This window comes from Rhodococcus sp. YL-1, from assembly GCF_001942025.1.
GTDB classification, from domain to species: Bacteria; Actinomycetota; Actinomycetes; order Mycobacteriales; family Mycobacteriaceae; genus Rhodococcus_F; species Rhodococcus_F qingshengii.
The window spans coordinates 3253839-3274030 of the sequence record NZ_CP017299.1 but is presented as its reverse complement, the minus strand read 5'-3'; the positions used below and the strand labels follow the sequence as shown (position 1 = coordinate 3274030).

Annotated in this window: 16 protein-coding genes, 2 tRNA genes and 1 riboswitch; of the genes, 5 read left to right on the top strand and 13 right to left on the bottom strand. The window is 63.8% G+C overall.

Annotated features, from left to right (window positions below):
* Nucleotides 1-6 precede the first annotated feature (6 nt).
* A complete protein-coding gene (locus BH682_RS15190; protein ID WP_021344354.1) occupies nucleotides 7-561 on the top strand; it encodes a MerR family transcriptional regulator in 555 nt (184 codons plus the stop codon).
* Nucleotides 562-781: 220 nt separating this feature from the next.
* Nucleotides 782-910: riboswitch (glycine riboswitch) on the top strand.
* Nucleotides 911-963: 53 nt separating this feature from the next.
* Nucleotides 964-3822, top strand: a complete 2859-nt coding sequence (gene gcvP / locus BH682_RS15185) for an aminomethyl-transferring glycine dehydrogenase (RefSeq protein WP_058038820.1) — start codon at nucleotides 964-966, stop codon at nucleotides 3820-3822.
* A 22-nt stretch (nucleotides 3823-3844) separates the two neighbouring features.
* On the opposite strand, the gene BH682_RS15180 is transcribed toward gcvP, so the two are convergent.
* From BH682_RS15180 to BH682_RS15145, 8 genes are all read right to left on the bottom strand, one after another.
* Nucleotides 3845-4993: a metallophosphoesterase gene (locus BH682_RS15180; protein WP_058038819.1), complete on the bottom strand. Its 1149-nt coding sequence runs from the start codon at nucleotides 4991-4993 to the stop codon at nucleotides 3845-3847.
* A complete protein-coding gene (locus BH682_RS15175) occupies nucleotides 4993-6687 on the bottom strand; it encodes a VWA domain-containing protein (RefSeq protein ID WP_058038818.1) in 1695 nt (564 codons plus the stop codon). The genes BH682_RS15180 and BH682_RS15175 overlap by 1 nt, the downstream gene beginning before the upstream one ends.
* 159 nt (nucleotides 6688-6846) lie before the next feature.
* Nucleotides 6847-9030: a malate synthase G gene (locus BH682_RS15170; protein WP_058038817.1), complete on the bottom strand. Its 2184-nt coding sequence runs from the start codon at nucleotides 9028-9030 to the stop codon at nucleotides 6847-6849.
* Between the two features lie 152 nt (nucleotides 9031-9182).
* Complete coding sequence (locus tag BH682_RS15165) at nucleotides 9183-10433, bottom strand: saccharopine dehydrogenase family protein (protein ID WP_042451005.1); 1251 nt, start codon at nucleotides 10431-10433, stop codon at nucleotides 9183-9185.
* Nucleotides 10434-10477: 44 nt separating this feature from the next.
* The gene (locus BH682_RS15160) at nucleotides 10478-10909 is read right to left on the bottom strand and encodes a universal stress protein (RefSeq protein WP_003946198.1); all 432 of its coding nucleotides are present in this window, start codon (nucleotides 10907-10909) and stop codon (nucleotides 10478-10480) included.
* Nucleotides 10910-11065: 156 nt separating this feature from the next.
* Complete coding sequence (locus BH682_RS15155; protein ID WP_074447104.1) at nucleotides 11066-12607, bottom strand: SDR family NAD(P)-dependent oxidoreductase; 1542 nt, start codon at nucleotides 12605-12607, stop codon at nucleotides 11066-11068.
* A 108-nt stretch (nucleotides 12608-12715) separates the two neighbouring features.
* Nucleotides 12716-12801, bottom strand: a tRNA-Leu gene (locus BH682_RS15150).
* A 162-nt stretch (nucleotides 12802-12963) separates the two neighbouring features.
* Nucleotides 12964-13049, bottom strand: a tRNA-Leu gene (locus tag BH682_RS15145).
* Between the two features lie 118 nt (nucleotides 13050-13167).
* On the opposite strand from BH682_RS15145, the gene BH682_RS15140 reads away from it, so the two are divergent.
* Nucleotides 13168-14520, top strand: a complete 1353-nt coding sequence (locus tag BH682_RS15140; RefSeq protein ID WP_075833251.1) for a M20/M25/M40 family metallo-hydrolase — start codon at nucleotides 13168-13170, stop codon at nucleotides 14518-14520.
* A gap of 65 nt (nucleotides 14521-14585) precedes the next feature.
* Nucleotides 14586-15122 (top strand): YbhB/YbcL family Raf kinase inhibitor-like protein, encoded by a 537-nt coding sequence (locus BH682_RS15135; protein WP_007733394.1) that lies wholly within the window; start codon nucleotides 14586-14588, stop codon nucleotides 15120-15122.
* A 58-nt stretch (nucleotides 15123-15180) separates the two neighbouring features.
* Here the strand turns inward: BH682_RS15135 and BH682_RS15130 are convergent, their stop codons facing one another.
* From BH682_RS15130 to BH682_RS15120, 3 genes are all read right to left on the bottom strand, one after another.
* Nucleotides 15181-16251 (bottom strand): quinone-dependent dihydroorotate dehydrogenase, encoded by a 1071-nt coding sequence (locus tag BH682_RS15130; protein WP_075833249.1) that lies wholly within the window; start codon nucleotides 16249-16251, stop codon nucleotides 15181-15183.
* Nucleotides 16252-16314: 63 nt separating this feature from the next.
* A complete protein-coding gene (locus BH682_RS15125; protein ID WP_003946171.1) occupies nucleotides 16315-16563 on the bottom strand; it encodes a DUF5703 family protein in 249 nt (82 codons plus the stop codon).
* Entirely contained in the window at nucleotides 16563-17588 is a 1026-nt protein-coding gene (locus tag BH682_RS15120; RefSeq protein WP_007733389.1) for a hypothetical protein, read from the bottom strand. Before BH682_RS15120 ends, BH682_RS15125 begins: the two co-directional genes overlap by 1 nt.
* Nucleotides 17589-17771: 183 nt before the next feature.
* Here BH682_RS15120 and BH682_RS15115 point away from each other — a divergent pair, with 183 nt between their 5' ends.
* Complete coding sequence (locus tag BH682_RS15115) at nucleotides 17772-18194, top strand: hypothetical protein (protein ID WP_042924727.1); 423 nt, start codon at nucleotides 17772-17774, stop codon at nucleotides 18192-18194.
* Here the strand turns inward: BH682_RS15115 and BH682_RS15110 are convergent.
* Nucleotides 18175-19038, bottom strand: coding sequence for a heme ABC transporter ATP-binding protein (locus BH682_RS15110; protein ID WP_007733386.1), 864 nt, complete (start codon nucleotides 19036-19038; stop codon nucleotides 18175-18177). The genes BH682_RS15115 and BH682_RS15110 overlap by 20 nt on opposite strands.
* Nucleotides 19035-20129, bottom strand: coding sequence for a FecCD family ABC transporter permease (locus tag BH682_RS15105; RefSeq protein WP_050655282.1), 1095 nt, complete (start codon nucleotides 20127-20129; stop codon nucleotides 19035-19037). The genes BH682_RS15110 and BH682_RS15105 overlap by 4 nt, the downstream gene beginning before the upstream one ends.
* Between the last annotated feature and the right edge of the window lie 63 nt (nucleotides 20130-20192).

The following is a 20192-nucleotide window of genomic DNA, read 5'->3' as shown; positions in this document are numbered from 1 at the left end:
GCAGAAATGTCTTCCGAAGAGCTGCAGCCGGGCCTGTTCCCGGACGATTCCATCCCCGACGACCTCGTCGGATATCGAGTACCCAGTGCGTGCCAGATCGCCGGGATCACGTACCGCCAACTCGACTACTGGGCACGGACGTCGTTGGTTGTTCCGTCGATCCGTGGCGCTGCCGGATCCGGAAGCCAACGTCTGTACTCCTTCAAGGACATTCTCGTTCTGAAGATCGTGAAGCGTCTGCTCGATACCGGCATCTCACTGCAGAACATCCGCGTTGCCGTCGATCACCTCCGTAAGCGTGGCGTCCGCGATCTTGCCAACATCACTCTGTTCTCCGACGGCACCACCGTGTACGAATGCACGTCCCCCGAAGAGGTCGTCGACCTCCTCCAGGGTGGGCAGGGCGTATTCGGCATCGCAGTCAGTGGCGCGATGCGTGAACTCACCGGAACGATCGCCGACTTCCCCGCCGAGCGGGCCGACGGCGGTGAAAGTGATCCCAACCCGGAAGACGAGTTGGCTTCGCGACGCAAGAATCGCGCCAGCCGCAAAACCGGATAACGTACGTCACATCTCTTTGGAGGATGCCACGGTGCAGCTAGGCGTTTCGGTCAACTAGACTGGGCCTGCGTCGCCGGCGTACGGGAGAGCCTCGGATACCGATTCACCGAACTTGTCTTTGTTTCAGTCTTTGTCTCAAAGGTCAGTCGTGAGCGGGATCAGGGCGCCGAAGGAGCAATACCTCCCCGTCAATCTCTCAGGCACCAAGGACCGTACGGGCTCCGACGCCTCTGGAAAGCGGTGGGACAACCCACCCGCCGACGGGGAAAGGCTGTGGCTTCCGCCTTCGGCGGATCACTACCGAATCTCTCAGGCGCTCGGGAATCGAGCATGCGACAGAGGGGGAGGAACACACCGCAGTTCGGTGTGTGTCCTGATCCTCCGATCTGTCTGGGAGTTGTCGTGATCGACGCTGCAAGCCGTATATTTGCCGACCGCCATGTCGGTCCGAACGCCGCGGAACTCGCGCGCATCCTCGAACTCGTCGGGGTCGATTCACTCGACGAACTGGCAACCAAGGCCGTTCCCTCCGTCATCCTCGACGCTGCCCCGAACGGCATCGCTGCCGGACTCGACGCTCTGCCGCTTCCGGTCGGAGAGCACGAGGCACTTGCCGAACTGACTGCACTCGCAGCCCAGAACACCGTCGCGACGTCGATGATCGGCCTCGGCTACTTCGACACGTTGACGCCGCCGGTGTTGTTGCGCAACATCATCGAGAACCCGGCCTGGTACACCGCGTACACCCCGTATCAGCCGGAGATCAGCCAGGGCCGTCTCGAAGCCCTCCTCAACTTCCAGACCATGGTCGCCGATCTCTCCGGCATGGAACTGGCAAACTCGTCGATGCTCGACGAGGCCACCGCCGCTGCCGAAGCCATGACGCTCCTGCGCCGCGCGAACCGCAGCAAGTCCCCACGATTTGTCGTCGACGCCGATCTCTACCCGCAGACCCTCGCCGTCATCGAGACTCGCGCCGAGCCGCTCGGAATCGAGATCGTCTCTGCGGACCTCACCGCTGGTCTTCCGGAAGGTGACTTCTTCGGCGTCATCGCCCAGATCCCAGGTGCCTCGGGACGAGTCGTCGATTACACCTCGATCATCGCGGAAGCTCACGAGCGCGGCGCACTGGTTGCCGTCGGCGCAGACCTCCTCGCGATGACGCTCATCACCTCACCCGGTGAGCTCGGCGCGGATGCGTGCTTCGGAACCACCCAGCGTTTCGGTGTTCCCATGGGATACGGCGGACCGCACGCCGGTTACCTGGCCGTGCACTCCAAGCATGCGCGTCAGCTGCCCGGCCGCTTGGTCGGCGTCTCCATCGACGCCGACGGAGACAAGGCATACCGCCTGGCGCTGCAGACACGTGAGCAGCACATTCGCCGCGAGAAGGCGACGTCCAACATCTGTACCGCTCAGGTGCTCCTCGCCATCCTCGCTGCGATGTACGCGAGCTACCACGGCGCCGAGGGACTCAAGGCGATTGCGTTGCGCGTCGCTGCCCGCGCACACGCGTTGGCAAACGGCCTGCGCGAAGGCGGCGTGACCGTTGTCCACGATTCGTTCTTCGACACCGTGCTCGCTCAGGTTCCGGGCAAGGCGGCCGACGTCGTCGCTGCGGCCAAGGAATCCGGGATCAACCTGCGTCTGGTCGACGCCGATCATGTCGGTATCTCCTGCGACGAGGCCACGACCGCCGACCACGTCCTTGCCGTGCTCGACGCGTTCGGGATCGAGGATGCTGTTGTCGCCATCGAAGCCGAGGGCAATTCGGTTCCGGTTGCTCAGGAGCGCACCTCCGACTACCTGCAGCACGAAGCCTTCACCCGTTACCGTACGGAAACGGCAATGCTTCGCTACCTGCGCGCGCTGTCCGACAAGGACATCGCGCTCGATCGCAGCATGATCCCGCTGGGTTCGTGCACCATGAAGCTCAATGCGACCGCCGAGATGGAATCCATCACCTGGCCCGCGTTCAACGCGATCCATCCGTTCGCGCCGACATCGGATGCGCCCGGTCTGCTGAAGATCATCAAGGATCTCGAAGACTGGCTGGTCGCGGTCACCGGCTACGACAACGTCAGCCTGCAACCCAACGCCGGCAGCCAGGGGGAATACGCGGGCCTGCTCGCGATCCGCAACTACCACCTCAGCCGGGGCGACGACCACCGCGACACCTGCCTCATTCCGTCGAGTGCTCACGGCACCAATGCGGCTTCTGCCGTCATGGCCGGGATGCGCGTCGAGGTTGTCGCCTGCCGTCCCAACGGTGACGTCGACGTCGACGATCTGCGCGCGAAGATCGCCGATCACGCCGAGCGTCTCGCCGCGATCATGATCACCTACCCTTCAACGCACGGTGTCTACGAGCACGAGATCGCCGACATCTGCGCAGCGGTACACGACGCCGGTGGCCAGGTGTACGTCGACGGCGCCAACCTCAATGCGCTTGTCGGCCTTGCCCGTCCGGGCCGATTCGGCGGCGACGTCAGCCACCTGAATCTGCACAAGACCTTCTGCATCCCGCACGGCGGCGGCGGACCCGGCGTCGGCCCGATCGGTGTGCGCTCACACTTGACGCCGTTTTTGCCCGGACACCCGATGGCGCCCGAACTCGGTGGTAGAGGAACGATCTCGGCAGCGCCCTACGGCAGTGCGTCCATTCTGCCCATCACCTGGACCTACATCCGGATGATGGGAGCTGCGGGCCTGCGCCGCGCCAGCCTGACCGCCATCGCGTCGGCCAACTACATCGCGCGTCGACTCGACGAGTACTTCCCGGTTCTCTACACCGGCGAGAACGGCATGGTCGCGCACGAGTGCATCCTCGACCTCCGGGGGTTGACCAAGGACACCGGCGTCACCGTCGACGACGTCGCAAAGCGTCTGGCCGACTACGGTTTCCATGCTCCGACCATGAGCTTCCCCGTGGTCGGCACACTGATGGTCGAGCCCACCGAGAGCGAGAACCTCGAAGAGATCGACGAGTTCTGCGAGGCGATGATCGCCATTCGCGGCGAAATCGATCGCGTCGGAGCGGGCGAGTGGACGGTGGAGGACAACCCGCTACGCGGTGCTCCCCACACTGCGGGAAGCATTGCAGCGCAGTGGGATCACCCGTACTCGCGTGAGATCGCCGTCTTCCCGCGTGGCAAGGCTCGCCCGAAGGTGTGGCCGTCCGTGCGTCGTATCGACGGTGCACATGGCGACCGCAACCTGGTCTGCTCCTGCCCGCCGATCGAAGCGTTCGCAGGCAACTAAGGCGTGTGCCCGCCGGAGATCATCACCTCTCGTGTACGAGTTCGAGAACAGTGATCTCCGGCGGGGCGCCGACGCGTACCGGCGGACCCCAAGCCCCGGCGCCACGCGTCGTGTACAGCACTGTGTTTCCGACCCTGTCCAAGCCTTGCACCGAAGGCTGCTGCAGCGGAACGAGATACCGCAGCGGCCACATCTGACCGCCGTGAGTGTGCCCGGACAGTTGCAGATCGATACCCATCTCGGATGCCTCGATCGCTTGACGCGGTTCGTGCGCGAGAAGCAAGGCGAAAGTATTCGGATCGCGACCTGCGAGCGCGGCAGTCAGGTTCGGCTCGTACGGGGCCGGCGACGTGTAGTCGTGGATGCCCACGATGTCGATGGTATCGCCGCCATGCTGGATCGAGGTGCGGCTGTTGCGAAGTGTGGTGATCCCCAATGTCTCCCACACGTCGAGCCATTTGCCGCCGTCGTCGGCGTAGAACTCGTGGTTTCCGCTGACTCCGAAGATTCCGTCGGGCGCCCGAAGATCGGCGAGCGGAGCAAGATCGGGAGCAACTTTCGCGACGGTTCCGTCTACGAGGTCGCCGCCGATCGCGATCAGATCGACATTCTGCGAGTTCACGATATCGACCACCTTGCGGGTGAAGTCGACCCCGCGGGCCGGTCCCACGTGCAGGTCGGTGATCAAGGCGATCCGGTATCCGTTGAAGCCCTCAGGTAGACGAGCGAGCGGCACGCGGACGCGGGAAATCTTGGGGCCCGACGCCTCGTAGACGCCGTAGCCGGCGGTGCTGATCGCCGCGAGAGTGACTGCTGCTGTAGCCAACTGCAACGTACGACGCTTGGCTGGGTCGACTTCGGTCGTGGTATCCGTGTGGCGTGCACGTAGTCGACCGATCCCGGCGAACAGGCCGATCACGAGCAGTCCGGGAATCAGATACAGCCACGAAGCCAGCCAGACCCATCCGACAAATCCGATCGGTCGCGCCCACGATGTCGGAAAGACTTCGCCGCTGCCGACCCCGATGAGCGTCGAGACCGCCAAGACGACAAGCGCAGTGTCGGCGAGACGAGCCCATCGCCTCGGGATGCCGGTGGCGCGAACGAGTCGGCGATGCAGGAACCAGGTCAGAAGGGCGAGAAGGACTGCAAAAACCGCGACGCGCCCCATCAGGACAGCATCTTGGTCACTGCGGCCGCGAGAGCGGGGTCGGACGTCGAATCGACCCGAACCAATGTGCCGCCCGTCCGATCCGAGACGTCTTGGAGTGTGGAGACGTCGTCGCCCGCACCGACGACGATCACGTCGACCTGTACCGGACGCGACGGATTGCCCGCAGCGGCGATCGCGCTGAGCAGTTCGGCTCGCGTCGTGGTGGATTCGTCAGGCGTACTCGAGGTGATCAGCAGCACCGAGTTGACTCGCCCCGCGTCGAAACCGTCCACGGCGGCTTTGTAGGAGCTGGCAAGCGCCGGGTATTTGGAGGTCTTTCCGCCGGCCCGAAGCCCGTTGAGGAAATCGGTGATCGTGGCACGCCGATTCGGCTCGGACAGTGAACCGCCCGGAACCAGGATGCGCTCGGACGGTTTTCCGTCGGTGCCCGTGCTGAACTCGCGAAGGCCGATGTCCGAAGCGTCAGGGCTGCGACCCAATTGGGTGTTCACCGCCGAGGCAACGTTCGCCAAGCGGGTAGTGCCACCGTCGTCGGTACCCATCGACGCCGACGTGTCCATCAGGATGGTGGCACTACGCGGCGAGACCGGGTTGGCGACTATGTCACCGAGCGCCGCTGCGGTCTCCGCCGAAGCCGGTTTCAACGTGGACGAGATCTTGGCCGGGGACACCGCCCCGAGATCGGGAAGGTCTTGGCCCTCGACCCGGAAACCGGCGCCGACGAACAACTGTGACTGATTCGGCTCACGCATGAAATCGGCAAACTGTGCCGCTGCGCGCGACGCGGTTTCGTCGATCCCGCTGCCCGAGACGATGACCGCCGGATAGTCCGCGACTGGCGTTGCGCCGGCGGGGGAGTACGTCGTCATCGCCGCGTTCGCGCTCTGCGCTATCGACTGTTCCGTGGCCGGAACGGCTTTCACCGAGTCCGGTGTTCCGGCGCTCAGTGCTCCGAGGGCTTCGGCGGTGGACGAGGGGGGAGTCGGCAAGGATTGGAACTGCAACGCCCGTGCACTGAGCGCAGCGTTGACCTGAGCGGACTTCGCCTGATCCGTCGTGACCGGTCCGGCACCCGCATCGGCGACGTCGGCAGCGATCGCCTGTGCAGCCATCGAGGTTTCGGTACTTCCGACCGGCAGGGCGACCGTCAGATCGGAAGGCAAAGACTTCCAACTCGATGCTGCGCCGGCCAATGCTGCCGCGGTCTCGGGACCGGCTGCCAGAACGATCGGGGAACTCGCGAGCGAGCGAGGATCACCGTTGATCACGGCCTTGCCCGACAGTGGCGCGAGTTCGAACGAACTCGTCGGGATCCACAGGGAGGGACGCGGTCCCAATGCTGCGTCGTCCCAGGGGGCCGCCGGACCGGCTTCGAGTGCCGTCGAGACCGACGCGGACGGCGCACCGTGCACCACGACGGCGATGCAGTGATCACGCACCACCGGCGAGGTCTGGGTGTACCGCTTCGCCAGTTCCTCGACCTGTGGGGCTATGGACGGATCCGCGGTGACGTCGAGTGTCTTGTTGCCCTCGACGCACGTACCGGCTGCCTGCTGTCCCTGATGGTCGATCCGGTTGCTGAGGGCCTTCCATCCGAAGAAGCCTGCCACGATCAAGACGATCAGCACGACGACGAGAATCGGCCCCTTACTGATACCTCTGGCGCCTGACCCGCCGCGATGTTCGCCCACGTACCTTGCCCTACCTTGGTCACTCGAAGAATGTCTGTTGAACGGACTTTGTCCTCGGCCAGTCTAGTGACGAAACTTCGGGGCCTACGCGAACAGCCTCGACACCGGGAGCGGTGCCGAGGCTGTTCGGGTTCAGCTTCGAGTTCGAAGAAGGTGAAATCAGGCGTTGGCGGCCTTGTACTCGCGGCGGCGGCGATGCAGGATCGGCTCCGTGTATCCGCTGGGCTGCTTCGCGCCTTCGAGGATGAGTTCCTTGGCAGCCTGGAACGCGATGTTGGAATCGAAATCAGGTGCCATGTTGCGGTACTCGGCGTCGCCCTCGTTCTGACGGTCGACAACCGGGGCCATGCGCTCGAGTGCACTGACAACGTCGCTCTCGCTGACGATGCCGTGACGCAGCCAGTTGGCGAGCAGCTGGCTCGAGATGCGCAGCGTGGCGCGATCCTCCATGAGCGCGACATCGTGGATGTCGGGAACCTTGGAGCAGCCGACGCCCGCGTCGATCCAACGGACCACGTAGCCGAGGATGGACTGGCAGTTGTTGTCGAGCTCTTCCTTCTTCTCCGCGTCCGTCCAGTCGGTGCTGGGAGCGAGCGGGATGGTCAGGATGTCGTCGACGCTCGCGCGAGGCTTGCCCTTCAGGCTGTCCTGAACTGCGAATACGTCGACGCGGTGGTAGTGCGTCGCGTGCAGCGTTGCGCCGGTCGGCGAAGGTACCCACGCGGTGTTGGCGCCGGCCTTGGGGTGACCGATCTTCTGCTCGAGCATGTCTGCCATCAGCTCGGTCATGGCCCACATGCCCTTGCCGATCTGCGCCTTGCCCTGCAGGCCGCAGGCCAGTCCGGTGTCGACGTTCCAGTCCTCGTACGCACCGATCCACTTCTGCTTCTTCATCTCGGCCTTGCGCACCATCGCGCCGGCTTCCATGGAGGTGTGGATCTCGTCGCCGGTGCGGTCGAGGAAGCCGGTGTTGATGAACACGACGCGGTCGACGGCTTCCTTGATGCAGGCGGCGAGGTTGACCGTCGTACGACGCTCCTCGTCCATGATGCCGACCTTGAGCGTGTTCTCCGGAAGCCCGAGGACCTGCTCGACACGGCCGAACAGTTCGGTGGTGAAGGCAACTTCCTCGGGACCGTGCTGCTTGGGCTTGACGATGTAGATCGAGCCGGTGCGGCTGTTGTCGAGCGGTCCGTTGGCGTCACTGATCGAGAGGCCGTGCACTGCACAGGCACTGGTGATCAAGGCGTCGAGGATGCCCTCGGGGACCTCGTTGCCGTCGGCGTCGAGGATCGCGGGGTTGGTCATGAGGTGACCGACGTTGCGGACGAACAGGAGCGAACGACCGTGCAGGCTGAGTTCGCTGCCGTCGACTGCGGTGTACTTACGGTCGCCGTTGAGCGTGCGGGTGAAGGACTTGGCGCCCTTCTTGATCTCCTCGGACAGGTCACCGCGGTTGAGACCCAACCAGTTTCGGTAGCCGACAACCTTGTCGTCGGCGTCGACAGCGGCGACCGAGTCCTCGAAGTCCATGATCGTGGTGACGGCGGATTCGAGAACGACGTCCTTGACGCCGGCGGCGTCGGTGCTGCCGATCGGGGACGAGGCGTCGATCTGGATCTCGGCGTGCAATCCGTTGTTGAGCAGCAGGATGCTCGTCGGTGCGTCCTTCTCGCCGAGGTAGCCGACGAGCTTCTCCGGCTGGGCGAGCGTGGTGACAGTACCGTCTGCCAACGTGATCTTCAGTTCACTGCCGTCGACAACGTACTTGGTTGAATCTGCATGCGATCCCGACGCGAGAGGTGCTGCCGCATCGAGGAATTCACGCGCCCAGGCGATGACTTTGTCGCCGCGGACCTTGTTGTAGCCGGAACCCTTCTCGGCGCCGTTCTCCTCGGAGATGGCGTTGGTGCCGTACAGCGCGTCGTACAACGAACCCCAGCGGGCGTTGGACGCGTTGAGTGCGAAGCGCGCGTTGAGGATCGGCACGACCAACTGCGGGCCGGCCGTCGAGGTGATCTCGGTGTCGACGTTCGCGGTGGTGACCGAGAACTCGGCAGGCGTCGGCAGGAGGTAGCCGATTTCCTGCAGGAACGCCTTGTACGCGGCGGCGTCGATGGGAGCGCCGGCGTGATCGCGATGCCACTGATCGATCTGAGCCTGCAGATCGTCACGCTTGGCAAGCAAGTCGCGGTTCTTCGGTGCGAGCTCGGTGATGACCTTGTCGGCGCCGGCCCAGAACGTTTCGGCGTCTACACCGGTGCCGGGAAGAGCCTCCTCGACCACGAAGTCGTAGAGAACCTTGGCAACCTGAAGACTGCCGACCTGAACGCGCTCAGTCATGAATAGCCTCACTTTTCCGAAAGCGGAGCATCACATATGGATGCCATGAACCAACATCAATGTTACCTGGGAGTATTCCCACCGCTGTCCGCGCCCTGAGCTGCGATAATCGGGCGCGAAGAGCTGAAACGATCAAGTGAAATTCGTTCTGTCTAGAGTTTGCGCGCGGAAATCTCGAAACCAGCCGCGCGTAGACGCTCGACCAGGACGTCGCCGAGCGCTGTCGCTGGAGTCAAAACGCCGGTGGCCGGGGGAAGAGCCTTTTGGTCCTTCGCCAACGACAACGCAGATTCGCCGAGCATTACCGCCGTCGCGCTGTATCCCGGGTCGCCCTTCGCCTTCACTCGTGATGTGTATCGGGCGCCGGTCGTGGTCGTGGTGAACACGTCGAGCGTGAAGTGGCCCTTCTTCTGGGTGCTCTCGCTCGGACCTTCACCGGGAGCCGGCAAGACCTTGTCGAGAAGGAAACGTGTCGGAGGTAGAGCGAGTCCGGCGACCAGCGCGCCGAGGCCGACCGCCACGCCGCCCGCAATCACCGGTGACACCACCGATGAGCCGACGCTCATCACCTCGCTGTACTTGAACTTCTTGCCGTACGCCCACTCTCGGAGCGCATTGCTGCGACGGACGACTCGTGTGTTGTACGACGCCATCACGAACGGCGCTTTCCACCCCTTCAACGACGGATCGATCTTCTTGCCGTCGATTACGCTTACGTCGCTCTGGCGTCCGAGTTCGGGCTCCCGATCACGATCGGGGCTCAGCGAGTACGGCGAGGCAGCAAGTTTCCGCAGGCGCGCATCGTCTTTCGACACGTCGATTTGGTTGCGAAGCGAATCGATGGTGCCACCGCTCACGCCGCCGCGCAGGGCCGTGACCACCAGGGTGGTGTCGGTGAGCTCGCCGGCGCCGTCGGCGGCGACCTTCTCGTGCAGGACGTGAACTCCGAGATCGGAAGGGATGGAATCGAATCCGCAGGAATGGACGATCTTGGCACCGGTCGAGACCGCCAGCTCATGGTTGTCGTCGATGCTCTCGCGGTGGAACAGCACCTCACCGGTCAGGTCGACGTAATGAGTTCCGGCGGAGGCGCATTCGTGAACAAGGGCGTGGCCGTACTTGGCATACGGGCCGACCGTGGTGGCGACGACCCGGGTTCGCTGGGCGAGTGCCTTCAGTGCGGTGGCGTCGTCGGCGTCGGCGATGATCAAGGGGAGATCGGCAGCGGCAGTACCCAGATCGGCGCGAGTGGCTGCCAACTTTTCGAGGGAGCGGCCACCGAGGCCGATCTTCGTGCCTTCGGGAGCATGTTTGACGAGGTAGTCGGCGAGAAGCTTACCGACGAAGCCGCTCGCTCCGTAGACGATGATGTCGAGTTCTCGGGCGGGCGAGGTTCCAGTCATGGAGCCAGCCTACAAACGAGTAGTCGAAAGTGATGTGACCGCGGTCACTCGGCGGGGAGGGGCTCCTTGACGACGAGGATCGGAGCCTCGACTTCGAGCAACAGGCGTTGCAGCGGGCGTTCGAGGAGGAACTTGCCGATGGGGGACATCCGGCGTGTTCCGACGATCAGGAGATCGACACCCGCGTCGTGGACCAGGTCGACGAGTGCGGTAACCGGATCGCCGTCGTGCTCGGTGGTGCGCAGATCCCACTTCGTCTCCGAGAATCCACCGGCGTCGAGCGCTGACTGGATCTCGCCGCGAAGAGCGGCCCTATCGTCCTCGGTGTCTCCGAGGTTGACCGTGCCTCCGATGTTGACGTCGTCCAGGACGTGCAGAACCAGCAGTTCCTCGCTTCGACCCACGGATTCCCGTGCAGCGGCCACGATTGCGGCACGGCCTTCCGGGCTGTCCTTGTGTACGACGGCGATCGTCATGGTTCCTCCGAGTCGGTGAGCAGTGTCGGCTCCATTATCGCCTGCAATGCTGTGCTCTACCTGAAATGAGCTACTCGACACGGGGGTTTGGGGGTGACGAGATCGCCACATCGGGGCGGCTGGGTGCTGCCCATCACGAATGCGGCGTGCTGCCGATCACCACGGCGAAGGTTTGTAATCCTTGAGGAAGCAGCCGTGCAGGTCGACGCCCAGTTCACCCTGAACGATGGGGTCGTAGACGCGGGCGGCACCGTCGACGAGGTCGAGTGGTGCGTGAAAACCTTCGTCGGCCAACCGCATCTTGGTGAAGTGCGGGCGTTCGTCGGTGATCCAACCGGTGTCGACGGCGGTCATGAGGATGCCGTCGTCGAGCATTTCCTTGGAGCTGGTGCGGGTCAGCATGTTCAGTGCTGCCTTGGCCATGTTGGTGTGCGGGTGGCCAGGGCCCTTGTACGCGCGGCTGAACTGGCCTTCCATGGCGGAAACGTTCACGACGTACTTGCGTCGTGCAGCGGCCGCGGCCATCGACGGGCGCAAGCGCGAAACGAGGATGAAGGGCGCGACCGAGTTGCAGAGCTGGACTTCGAGAAGCTCGATCGGATCGACCTCCTCGACGGTCTGGACCCAACTGTTGGTGTGCGCGAGGTCCGGCAGCAGCCCGCCGGCGTCGATGGCGATGCCTTGCTCGATGCGATCGGGTGAAGCCGACTTGGCGACGAGTGCGAGTGAACTGACCGCGTCGGCGGACAGATTTCCGGAGGTGATGCTTGCGACATCCGACAGCGATCCGGCCAGAGCCGCGGGGTGAGCGTCGCTCGTCTTGCCGAAGGTCAGGACATCAGGCAGTTCACCGGCGGGCAGCGCTCCGGACTCGGCGTCGACCAGAGCGCCGTAGGCACCGGGGGAGCGTCGGACGGTTTGCGCGGCGTTGTTGATGAGGATGTCGAGTGGACCCTGTGCGGCAACGGAATCCGCGAGTGCAACAACCTGGGCGGGGTCGCGGAGGTCGATGCCGACGATGCGCAGACGGTGAATCCAGTCGTTGCTGTCTTCCATCGCTTTGAATCGGCGGATCGCGTCGTTGGGGAATCGCGTCGTGATGGTCAGATGTGCGCCGTCACGCAGCAGGCGCAACGCGATGTACATGCCGATCTTCGCGCGGCCGCCGGTCAGAAGTGCGCGTCGGCCGGTGAGATCAGTGCTGGCATCACGTTTGCTGCGGCTGGTGGCAGCGCAATCGGGGCACAGTTGGTGGTAGAAGGCGTCGACTGCGGTGTAGCGCTGCTTGCAGATGTAGCACGGCCGCGCCTTGATGAGCGTTCCGGCGGAGGCGCCGGCGGTGTTCGACTTGATCGGAATGCCTGCGGTCTCGTCGTCGATGCGATCCGGTGAACCGGTGGCAGTCGCAGCGACTACTTGGCGGTCGGCTTCGTTGACGGCTGCGCGCGAGGCGAGGCGACGCTTCTTCTTGAGCCGCTTGAACAGATGGCCGACAGCGCGCTGCATGGTGATCGAATCGGGATGCTCGTCGTCGAGTTCGGCGGCTTCGGAAAGGACCTTCAGGCAGATTTCGAGTTCCGCGGGGTCGAGGCCGGTGAGTTCGGCTCGAGCAGATTCTGAATCGGCTGTTTCCAGCGAATCTGCCTGCAGTGCATCCGACTTCTTGGTGTCTGTATCCACTTCGAACTTCTGTTCCATCTCGATCGCCGCTCGCGCGGACTGTTCCCTGGTGCGGGAACTTCGCCAATTACGAGAAAAGCTCCGGTTCGATGAACCGGAGCTTTTCCTGTCTGTCTCAACACAGAGTGTCCGAGGGGGGACTTGAACCCCCACGTCCGTTAATAGGACACTAGCACCTCAAGCTAGCGCGTCTGCCATTCCGCCACTCGGACTCGGCCCCGATTTCTCGGTGCTGGGAAAGAGTATCCGATGCCATCCCCAGGTCCCAAATCGCCCCACTGCTGTGCGCCTTTATTAACCGCCGGGGGTTAATAAAGGCGCACAGCAAAAAGACCCCAACCTGATCAGGCTGGGGTCTTTCTGCTGTATTCGAGTGTCCGAGGGGGGACTTGAACCCCCACGTCCGTTAATAGGACACTAGCACCTCAAGCTAGCGCGTCTGCCATTCCGCCACTCGGACTCGGCCCCGATTTCTCGGTGCTGGGAAAGAGTATCCGATTAGGTGAGCTGCCCCAAATCGCCAGGTTGCGGGGCATTCCGGTCGCCCGCGTCGTTTGATTCGATGGTAGGAAAGTGGAATGACCACAACCCCGAATAATCCGAATCCGAGCAGAGCCGAAGCAGAAGTAGTCGAACTGGTCAGTTCCCTCATCCGCTTCGACACCTCGAACACGGGAGAACTCGAAACCACCAAAGGCGAGCGTGCGTGCGCGGAGTGGGTTGCCGCGCAGCTTCAAGAAGTCGGTTACGAGACGGAATACGTCGAGTCCGGAGCACCCGGCCGAGGAAATGTCTTTGCTCGTTTGAAGGGAGCCGAGTCGGGTCGTGGTGCGTTGATGCTTCACGGTCACCTCGACGTAGTTCCGGCCGAGCCCGCCGACTGGAGCGTCCATCCCTTTGCCGGCACCGTCCAGGACGGTTACGTCTGGGGGCGCGGCGCCGTGGACATGAAGGACATGGTCGGGATGATCCTGGCCCTCGCCAGACAGTTCAAGGCGGAAGGCGTCGTACCGCCGCGTGATCTGGTGTTCGCCTTCGTGGCGGACGAGGAAGCTGGCGGAAAGTACGGATGCCAGTGGCTGGTCGAGCACCGCCCGGATCTGTTCGAGGGAGTGACCGAGGCCGTGGGTGAGGTCGGCGGTTTCTCGCTGACGGTTCCGCGGCCTGACGGAACCGACCGCCGGCTCTACCTCGTGGAGACTGCGGAAAAGGGCCTCGGTTGGATGCGTCTGACTGCCAAGGGACGCACCGGACACGGCTCCTTCCTCCACGACGACAACGCAGTCGCGACACTCGCCGGCGCGGTCTCGAGGCTTGCTGCCCACCAGTTCCCGATCGTGATCTCGGATTCGGTCGCGGAGTTCCTGACCGCCGTCGGCGAGGAGACCGGATTGGACTTCGATCCGGGATCACCCGACATCGACGGGACTCTCGCGAAGTTGGGGACGATCGCCAACATCATCGGGGCGACGTTCCGTGACACGGCGAACCCGACGATGCTCAAGGCCGGATACAAGGCGAACGTCATTCCGCAGACTGCCGAGGCGGTCTTCGACTGCCGCGTGCTGCCGGGACGGCAGGCCGAATTCGAGCGCACGGTGGACCAACTGATCGGTCCCGACGTGACCCGCGAGTGGATCACCAAGCTGGATTCGTACGAAACAACGTTCGACGGCCACCTCGTAGACGCCATGAACGAGGCGATCCTCGCCCACGATCCGGAGGCTCGCACAGTTCCGTACATGCTCTCCGGCGGAACCGACGCGAAGGCATTCGCGAAACTGGGCATTCGCTGCTTCGGCTTCGCGCCGTTGCAGTTGCCGCCCGAGCTGGATTTCAGCGCGCTGTTCCACGGCGTCGACGAGCGAGTTCCGGTGGACGCACTACTGTTCGGGACACGTGTTCTGGAACATTTCCTGCTCAATTCCTGACGAGCACGTAGATAGATCCGTGAGCTCGACGCACATCGAGCTCTCTTGTCACAGAAAGGATTCGCATGGCGCACGATCCGTACGAACCATTGCCGAAGTTGCCGAGTTTCGAGCTGACCAGTGACGACATCACTGCGGGCCAGCCGCTGAAGCTTGCTCAGGCCAGTGGAGCCTTCGGTGTCCCCGGTGGCGAAGACATCTCACCGCAGCTCTCGTGGTCCGGCTTTCCGGCCGAGACGAAGAGCTTCGTCGTGACGGTGTTCGATCCGGACGCACCGACTGCGTCGGGGTTCTGGCACTGGGCCGTGGCGAACATCCCCGCTTCCGTCACCGAGCTCCCCGCCGGTGCCGGCGCGGCGGACAGCGATGTCCTGCCCGCCGGAACCGTGACCCTCCGCCACGACGGTGGCGGGTTCGGTTTCATCGGTGCAGGCCCGCCTCCTGGGCACGGTCCGCATCGCTACATCGTGGCGGTGCATGCCCTCGACGTGGAGACGCTCGACGGAGTCACCCCTGATTCGTCGCCGGCGTTCCTCGGTTTCAACGTGTTCCATCACGCGATTGCGCGTGCAACCCTGACCGGGACGTTCGAGGTCGAATAGTCACTTTGCTGTGCGCCTTTATTAACCGCGGGCGGTTAATAAAGGCGCACAGCAGTTTCTAGCGAGGGTTCTCAGCTCCCACAGCCTGGGCGATCGACGAGAAACCCGCTGCGCGGACCCGCTTGGCTATCCCCTTGTGGATGCTGCGAGCCCAGAACGGTCCGCCGTAGATGAAGCCGGTGTATCCCTGCACCAGCGTCGCGCCGGCTAGGATGCGTTCCCACGCCTGGTCGGCTGTCTCGATACCGCCGACCGAGATGATGGTCATCTTGTCGCCCACTCGGGCGTACAGGCGCCGAAGTACTTCGAGCGACCGGTCGGCAACCGGTGCACCGGACAGCCCGCCAGCGCCGAGTGCAGCTACCTCGGCATCCGGGGTCTTCAAACCGTCGCGGCGGATCGTGGTGTTGGTCGCGACGATTCCGGCAAGTCCGAGTTCGATTGCCAGATCGGCGACCGCGTCGACGTCCTCGTCCGAGAGGTCGGGCGCGATCTTCACCAGTACCGGCACGCTGACGGTGTCGAGCACGGCCTGCAGGATCGGGCGCAGTGATTCGACGGCCTGCAGATCACGGAGTCCGGGCGTGTTCGGCGAGCTGACATTCACGACCATGAAGTCGGCCAGCGGACCCAGAAGCTGCGCGCTGGCGGTGTAGTCGGCAGCGGCGTCGGCGGCTTCGACGATCTTGGTCTTGCCGATGTTGGCACCGATCGGGACCGTGACGCGGCGCTGTCGCAGGAAATTCGCCGCGTGACCAGCGCCGTGGTTGTTGAAGCCCATCCGGTTGATCAGAGCGCGGTCGGCCGGAAGACGGAAGAGACGCGGCGCGGGGTTACCGGGCTGAGCCTGGGCCGTCACTGTTCCGACCTCGGCGAAACCGAATCCCAACGGGCCCCAGGCGTCGACGCCGGTGGCGTCCTTGTCGAATCCTGCGGCCAGGCCGAGAGGTGCCGGGAACGTCTGACCGAATGCCTGACTCCGCAGAACCGGGTCGTCGACGACAAGGACTTTTGCGACCAGCCAGCGAAGGGGAGCGAACCGTGTCACCAGTTTCATCGCGGTGAAGGCAATGTGGTGGATGCGTTCCGGTGGGACCCGGAACATCAGGCTCAGCAGCAGTTGGTACACGATTCTCCAGCTCTTCGATGGTGTGTTTTTGTCAGCGGCGGGCTCTGGTCGTCTGTTGGACGATCAGTGCTGAATGCCGTCCGGATCGGTCACGTGCAGCGGCGTCTTCTTTCGCTTGAGGAGCACGCGACGACTGCCGTCGGGGTAGAGACGGACTCGGGAGAGTTCCCATCCGCCGAACTCGGCGGAGATCGCCAGGCGCATCGACGCCGTGACCCGCGAAACGTTCGGCGGTAGTCGAAGGGGCACATAGTCGAACTTGTCGTCCGACGTCTCCCACTGCGCGGGGATCCCGCGCGTACGCTTTTCCATCAGTTCTCCCGTGACGGGATGACCTGCAGCCCGTCACCGGTTGCCGATCCGACGATCAGATTGCCGTTGGAAGAGTCTACGGCCAACGAATTCGGCTGTCGCACCGTCTTGAACCGTCCGGTCTCCACGGGGATGCCGGACGACAGATCGAAGCCGACCACTTCATTGGTCGCGGTCAGCGTGACCCACACCCGATCCGCGGCCTCGTCGTAGGCGACGGCGTATGGCGACTCGCCGACGGGGTAGCGCTGGTGCATCAGGAGCGGATCGGCAGTGAAGACGAGCAGTTCGTTCCCGGTGGTGTCGGTGACAAGGATGCGTCCGAAGCGATCGGTGGCCAGATGAGTTGCGCCCTCACCGGCGCGAAGAGCGACGCCGAGTTTGCCGTCTTCGAGATTGATCGCCGTCAGCGAGGTCTGACGGTGATCGAGGGCGCTCAGGTTGTCGCCGGTGACCGCGAGTTCGTCGACGGATGCGAATCCCGAAACCGTCTGTGACTGATCGGTCTTCGGGTCGACGATGTGAACTGAACCATTGTCCGTGCCGATCGCGATGCGGCCGTCGTTGAGTTCGACCGCTGAATTCGCCTGCCCGTCTACCGGGATGGACGTCTGTTCGCCCGAAGTCAGATTCAGCTTCACTACCTGGCGATCCATCGACAGAAGAGCGCTACCGTCAGAGCCGATCGAAACGTCGCGTACGTCGGAATCCAGGGCTGTTGGACGACCTGCAGAGGCAGGGTCGGCGCCGGCCAAACTGTCCGAAGGAACGACCAGCACCGAACGGGGGTCGTTGGCAACCACTACAGCGCTGCGCGTGATCGGGTCGAATGTGATGGAATCGATCAGACCTGAATACGGGTGAACCACGCCGTCCGGGGTACTGGTGGTGGCCGGTGAGACCGCTGCCGTTGCGGGATCGATCGTGATGAGGTCGTCTCCGCCATCTCCGGAAGAACATCCTGTGACCAGCAGAACCGCCGCCCCCATTGCTGCTGCAGTGGTGCGGATCCCTAGGCGAGCCATGTGTAGTTCCTCTTTTTCTTGTCATCTGTTCTTCACGCAGTGCGACTGTCATCGATCATCCCTGATCGCAGTCGGGCGCCGTTCATCGCGTCGAGGAACTACCGACCATTCCGCTCACACCCTTGCCGCGATACCGTACGAACAGCGATTGCGGTTGACGCTGCAATCACCGAGGAGATCATTGTGATTCCCACAGAACCCACCGATTCCGGCGCGCAGTCGCCCGAACCGGCGCGGCCGGGCTTCGAGATCGAGGACCTCACCGTCGGCGCCCATGCACACGGTTTCGGCAGGTCCGACGGTCGAACTTTCGCGTTCCGCGTACGAAAGAGCATGCTGTTCGTCGAGGTATACGGCGAATACTGCGAGCACAGTGTGCCGACCCCTGCAGACGTTGTCGCCACCGCGGAGCGATCGGTGACCGACATCGATCTGACCGACGAGCGAAGCATCGCCGGTGTGGTCCGCGACGCAGTTCTGTCCACGGAGGCTGATTGGTCACAGCCCGGTCCCGGTGACGGAGTTCGTGAGAGCGACGGTCGCAGCCTGCCGACGGTGAGAGCCGTCCTGAACAGGCTGGGATCGATCATCGATTCTGTTCGGTGAATTCTCGGCGCGGGATGACCAGCGTTGCTCCGGTTGTCGGATGCGGGAAGACCTCGACCGGATAACCGTAGACGCGGGTCAGAAGCTCTTCGTGCAACACCGATTCCGGGGGACCGTCAGCGGCGATGCGGCCGTTTTCGAGCACGACGATCCGATCCGCGTACGCCGCTGCCAACGCGAGGTCGTGCAAAACGACGACGACGGCATCGCCGTCCGCAGCGCGAGCGCGCGCCACGGACATCACCGCTTCCTGGTGTCCGAGATCGAGAGCTGCAGTCGGCTCGTCCAGCAGGATGGTCGACGTTTCCTGTGCCAGTACCCGGGCCAGCGCGACCCGCGCTTGCTCGCCGCCGGACAGCACGGCGAACGGCCGATTGGCGAACCCCTCGACATCGCAGGTCTTCATCGCCGCGGTGATAGCAGCGCCGTCGCGGTCTTCTCGGCGAGTTCCGGTCCATGGCGCACGTCCCATACGAACCACCTGGCGAGCGCTGAACGAAAATCCGATGGTGTGTTTCTGGGGGAGCACCGCGCGTCGGCGCGCCATGTCGATCGGCGACCACTGAGTGAGGTCGGTGCCGTCAACGTCCACCCGCCCAGCGATGACGGGCTGATCACCGGCCAACGCCGCAAGAAGAGTCGACTTACCGGCGCCGTTCGGTCCGACGAGAACGACTAGCTCGCCTGCCCGGACTTCGATGGACACGCCTTCCAGAATCTGCCGACCACCGCGTTCGACGGTGATGTCGCGCGCCTCGAGGGTGACATCACCGACGGCTGGGCTCTTCGGTTCGGGGGTGACGCGGCCGAACAGTTCGCGCCAGTTTCTTACGAGGCTGCTCATGCCCACCCGCCCTGTTGCGCGCGCGTGCGTCGGAGAAGCCAGAAGAAGAAGGGGCCGCCCACCAGAGCGGTCAGCATTCCGAGGGGCAGGTCTGCGTTGTCGATCAGCGACCGCGAGCCCAGATCTGCGACAAGCAGAACCAGTGCGCCGGCGAGGGCGCTCGCCGGAATCAGCGCGCGGTGGCCAGGTCCGACGAGAATGCGCATCAGGTGCGGAACGACCAGGCCGACGAAGAGGATGATTCCCGTGAAGGCAACACTCGCCGAGACCAAGAGAGCGACGATCAGTACCGCGAACTGGCGAAGCCGTTCGACGTTGACGCCCAGATGACGGGCCGCGTGTTCACCGAGCGCCAGCAGGTCCAGACGTGGGGCGATCATCATGGTCGCGGCGATCCCGACGACGGTCATCGGCGCCACGATCAGGACTGCGTTCCAGGAAGCGCCGTTGAGTGAGCCGAGTTGCCAGAACACGATCTGATCGCGAGCGGACGGGCTGGCGACGAAGGTGAAGAACGCGATGAGCCCGCCGGCGAACGCGTTGATCGCGACGCCCGTCAGCACCAACGTCACCACTTCGGTTCGGCCTTCGTGCCGAGCCAGCAGGTAGACCGCCGCGGTGGTGACCAGCCCGGCGACGAACGCAGCCGCAGCAACGGCCCAGCCGGCCACGAACGTTCCCCCGACGACGATGACAGCACTCGCGCCAACTGCCGCGCCCGCAGACACTCCGATCACTCCGGGTTCTGCGAGCGGATTGGAGAACACACCCTGCAGGAGCGCACCGGAACATCCCAGTGCCGCGCCGACACAGATGGCGAGCACGACGCGGGGGAATCGAACCTCCCACAAAGTCACTTCACCGCTGGGATGGGCGGGCATCGGACCGAGGTCGAGCCCGATGCGATGCAGGATGCTGCCCAAAACCTCGAGTGGCGACGTCGGAACTTGACCGATGCACGCCGACAGCACCGCGACGATCACCAGGGCGAGAGTCAAGCTGACCAGAACCGCACTCACCCGCGACCGCGACGCGGGGGCAGACGCCGACTTGTCGGCGCCCCCGACGTCGTGTGAATCCTCGGCCGACACAGTCTTACCTGCTTCGGAACTACCTGTCTCTGTACTCACGAATCAGCACTCACGAATCTTTGC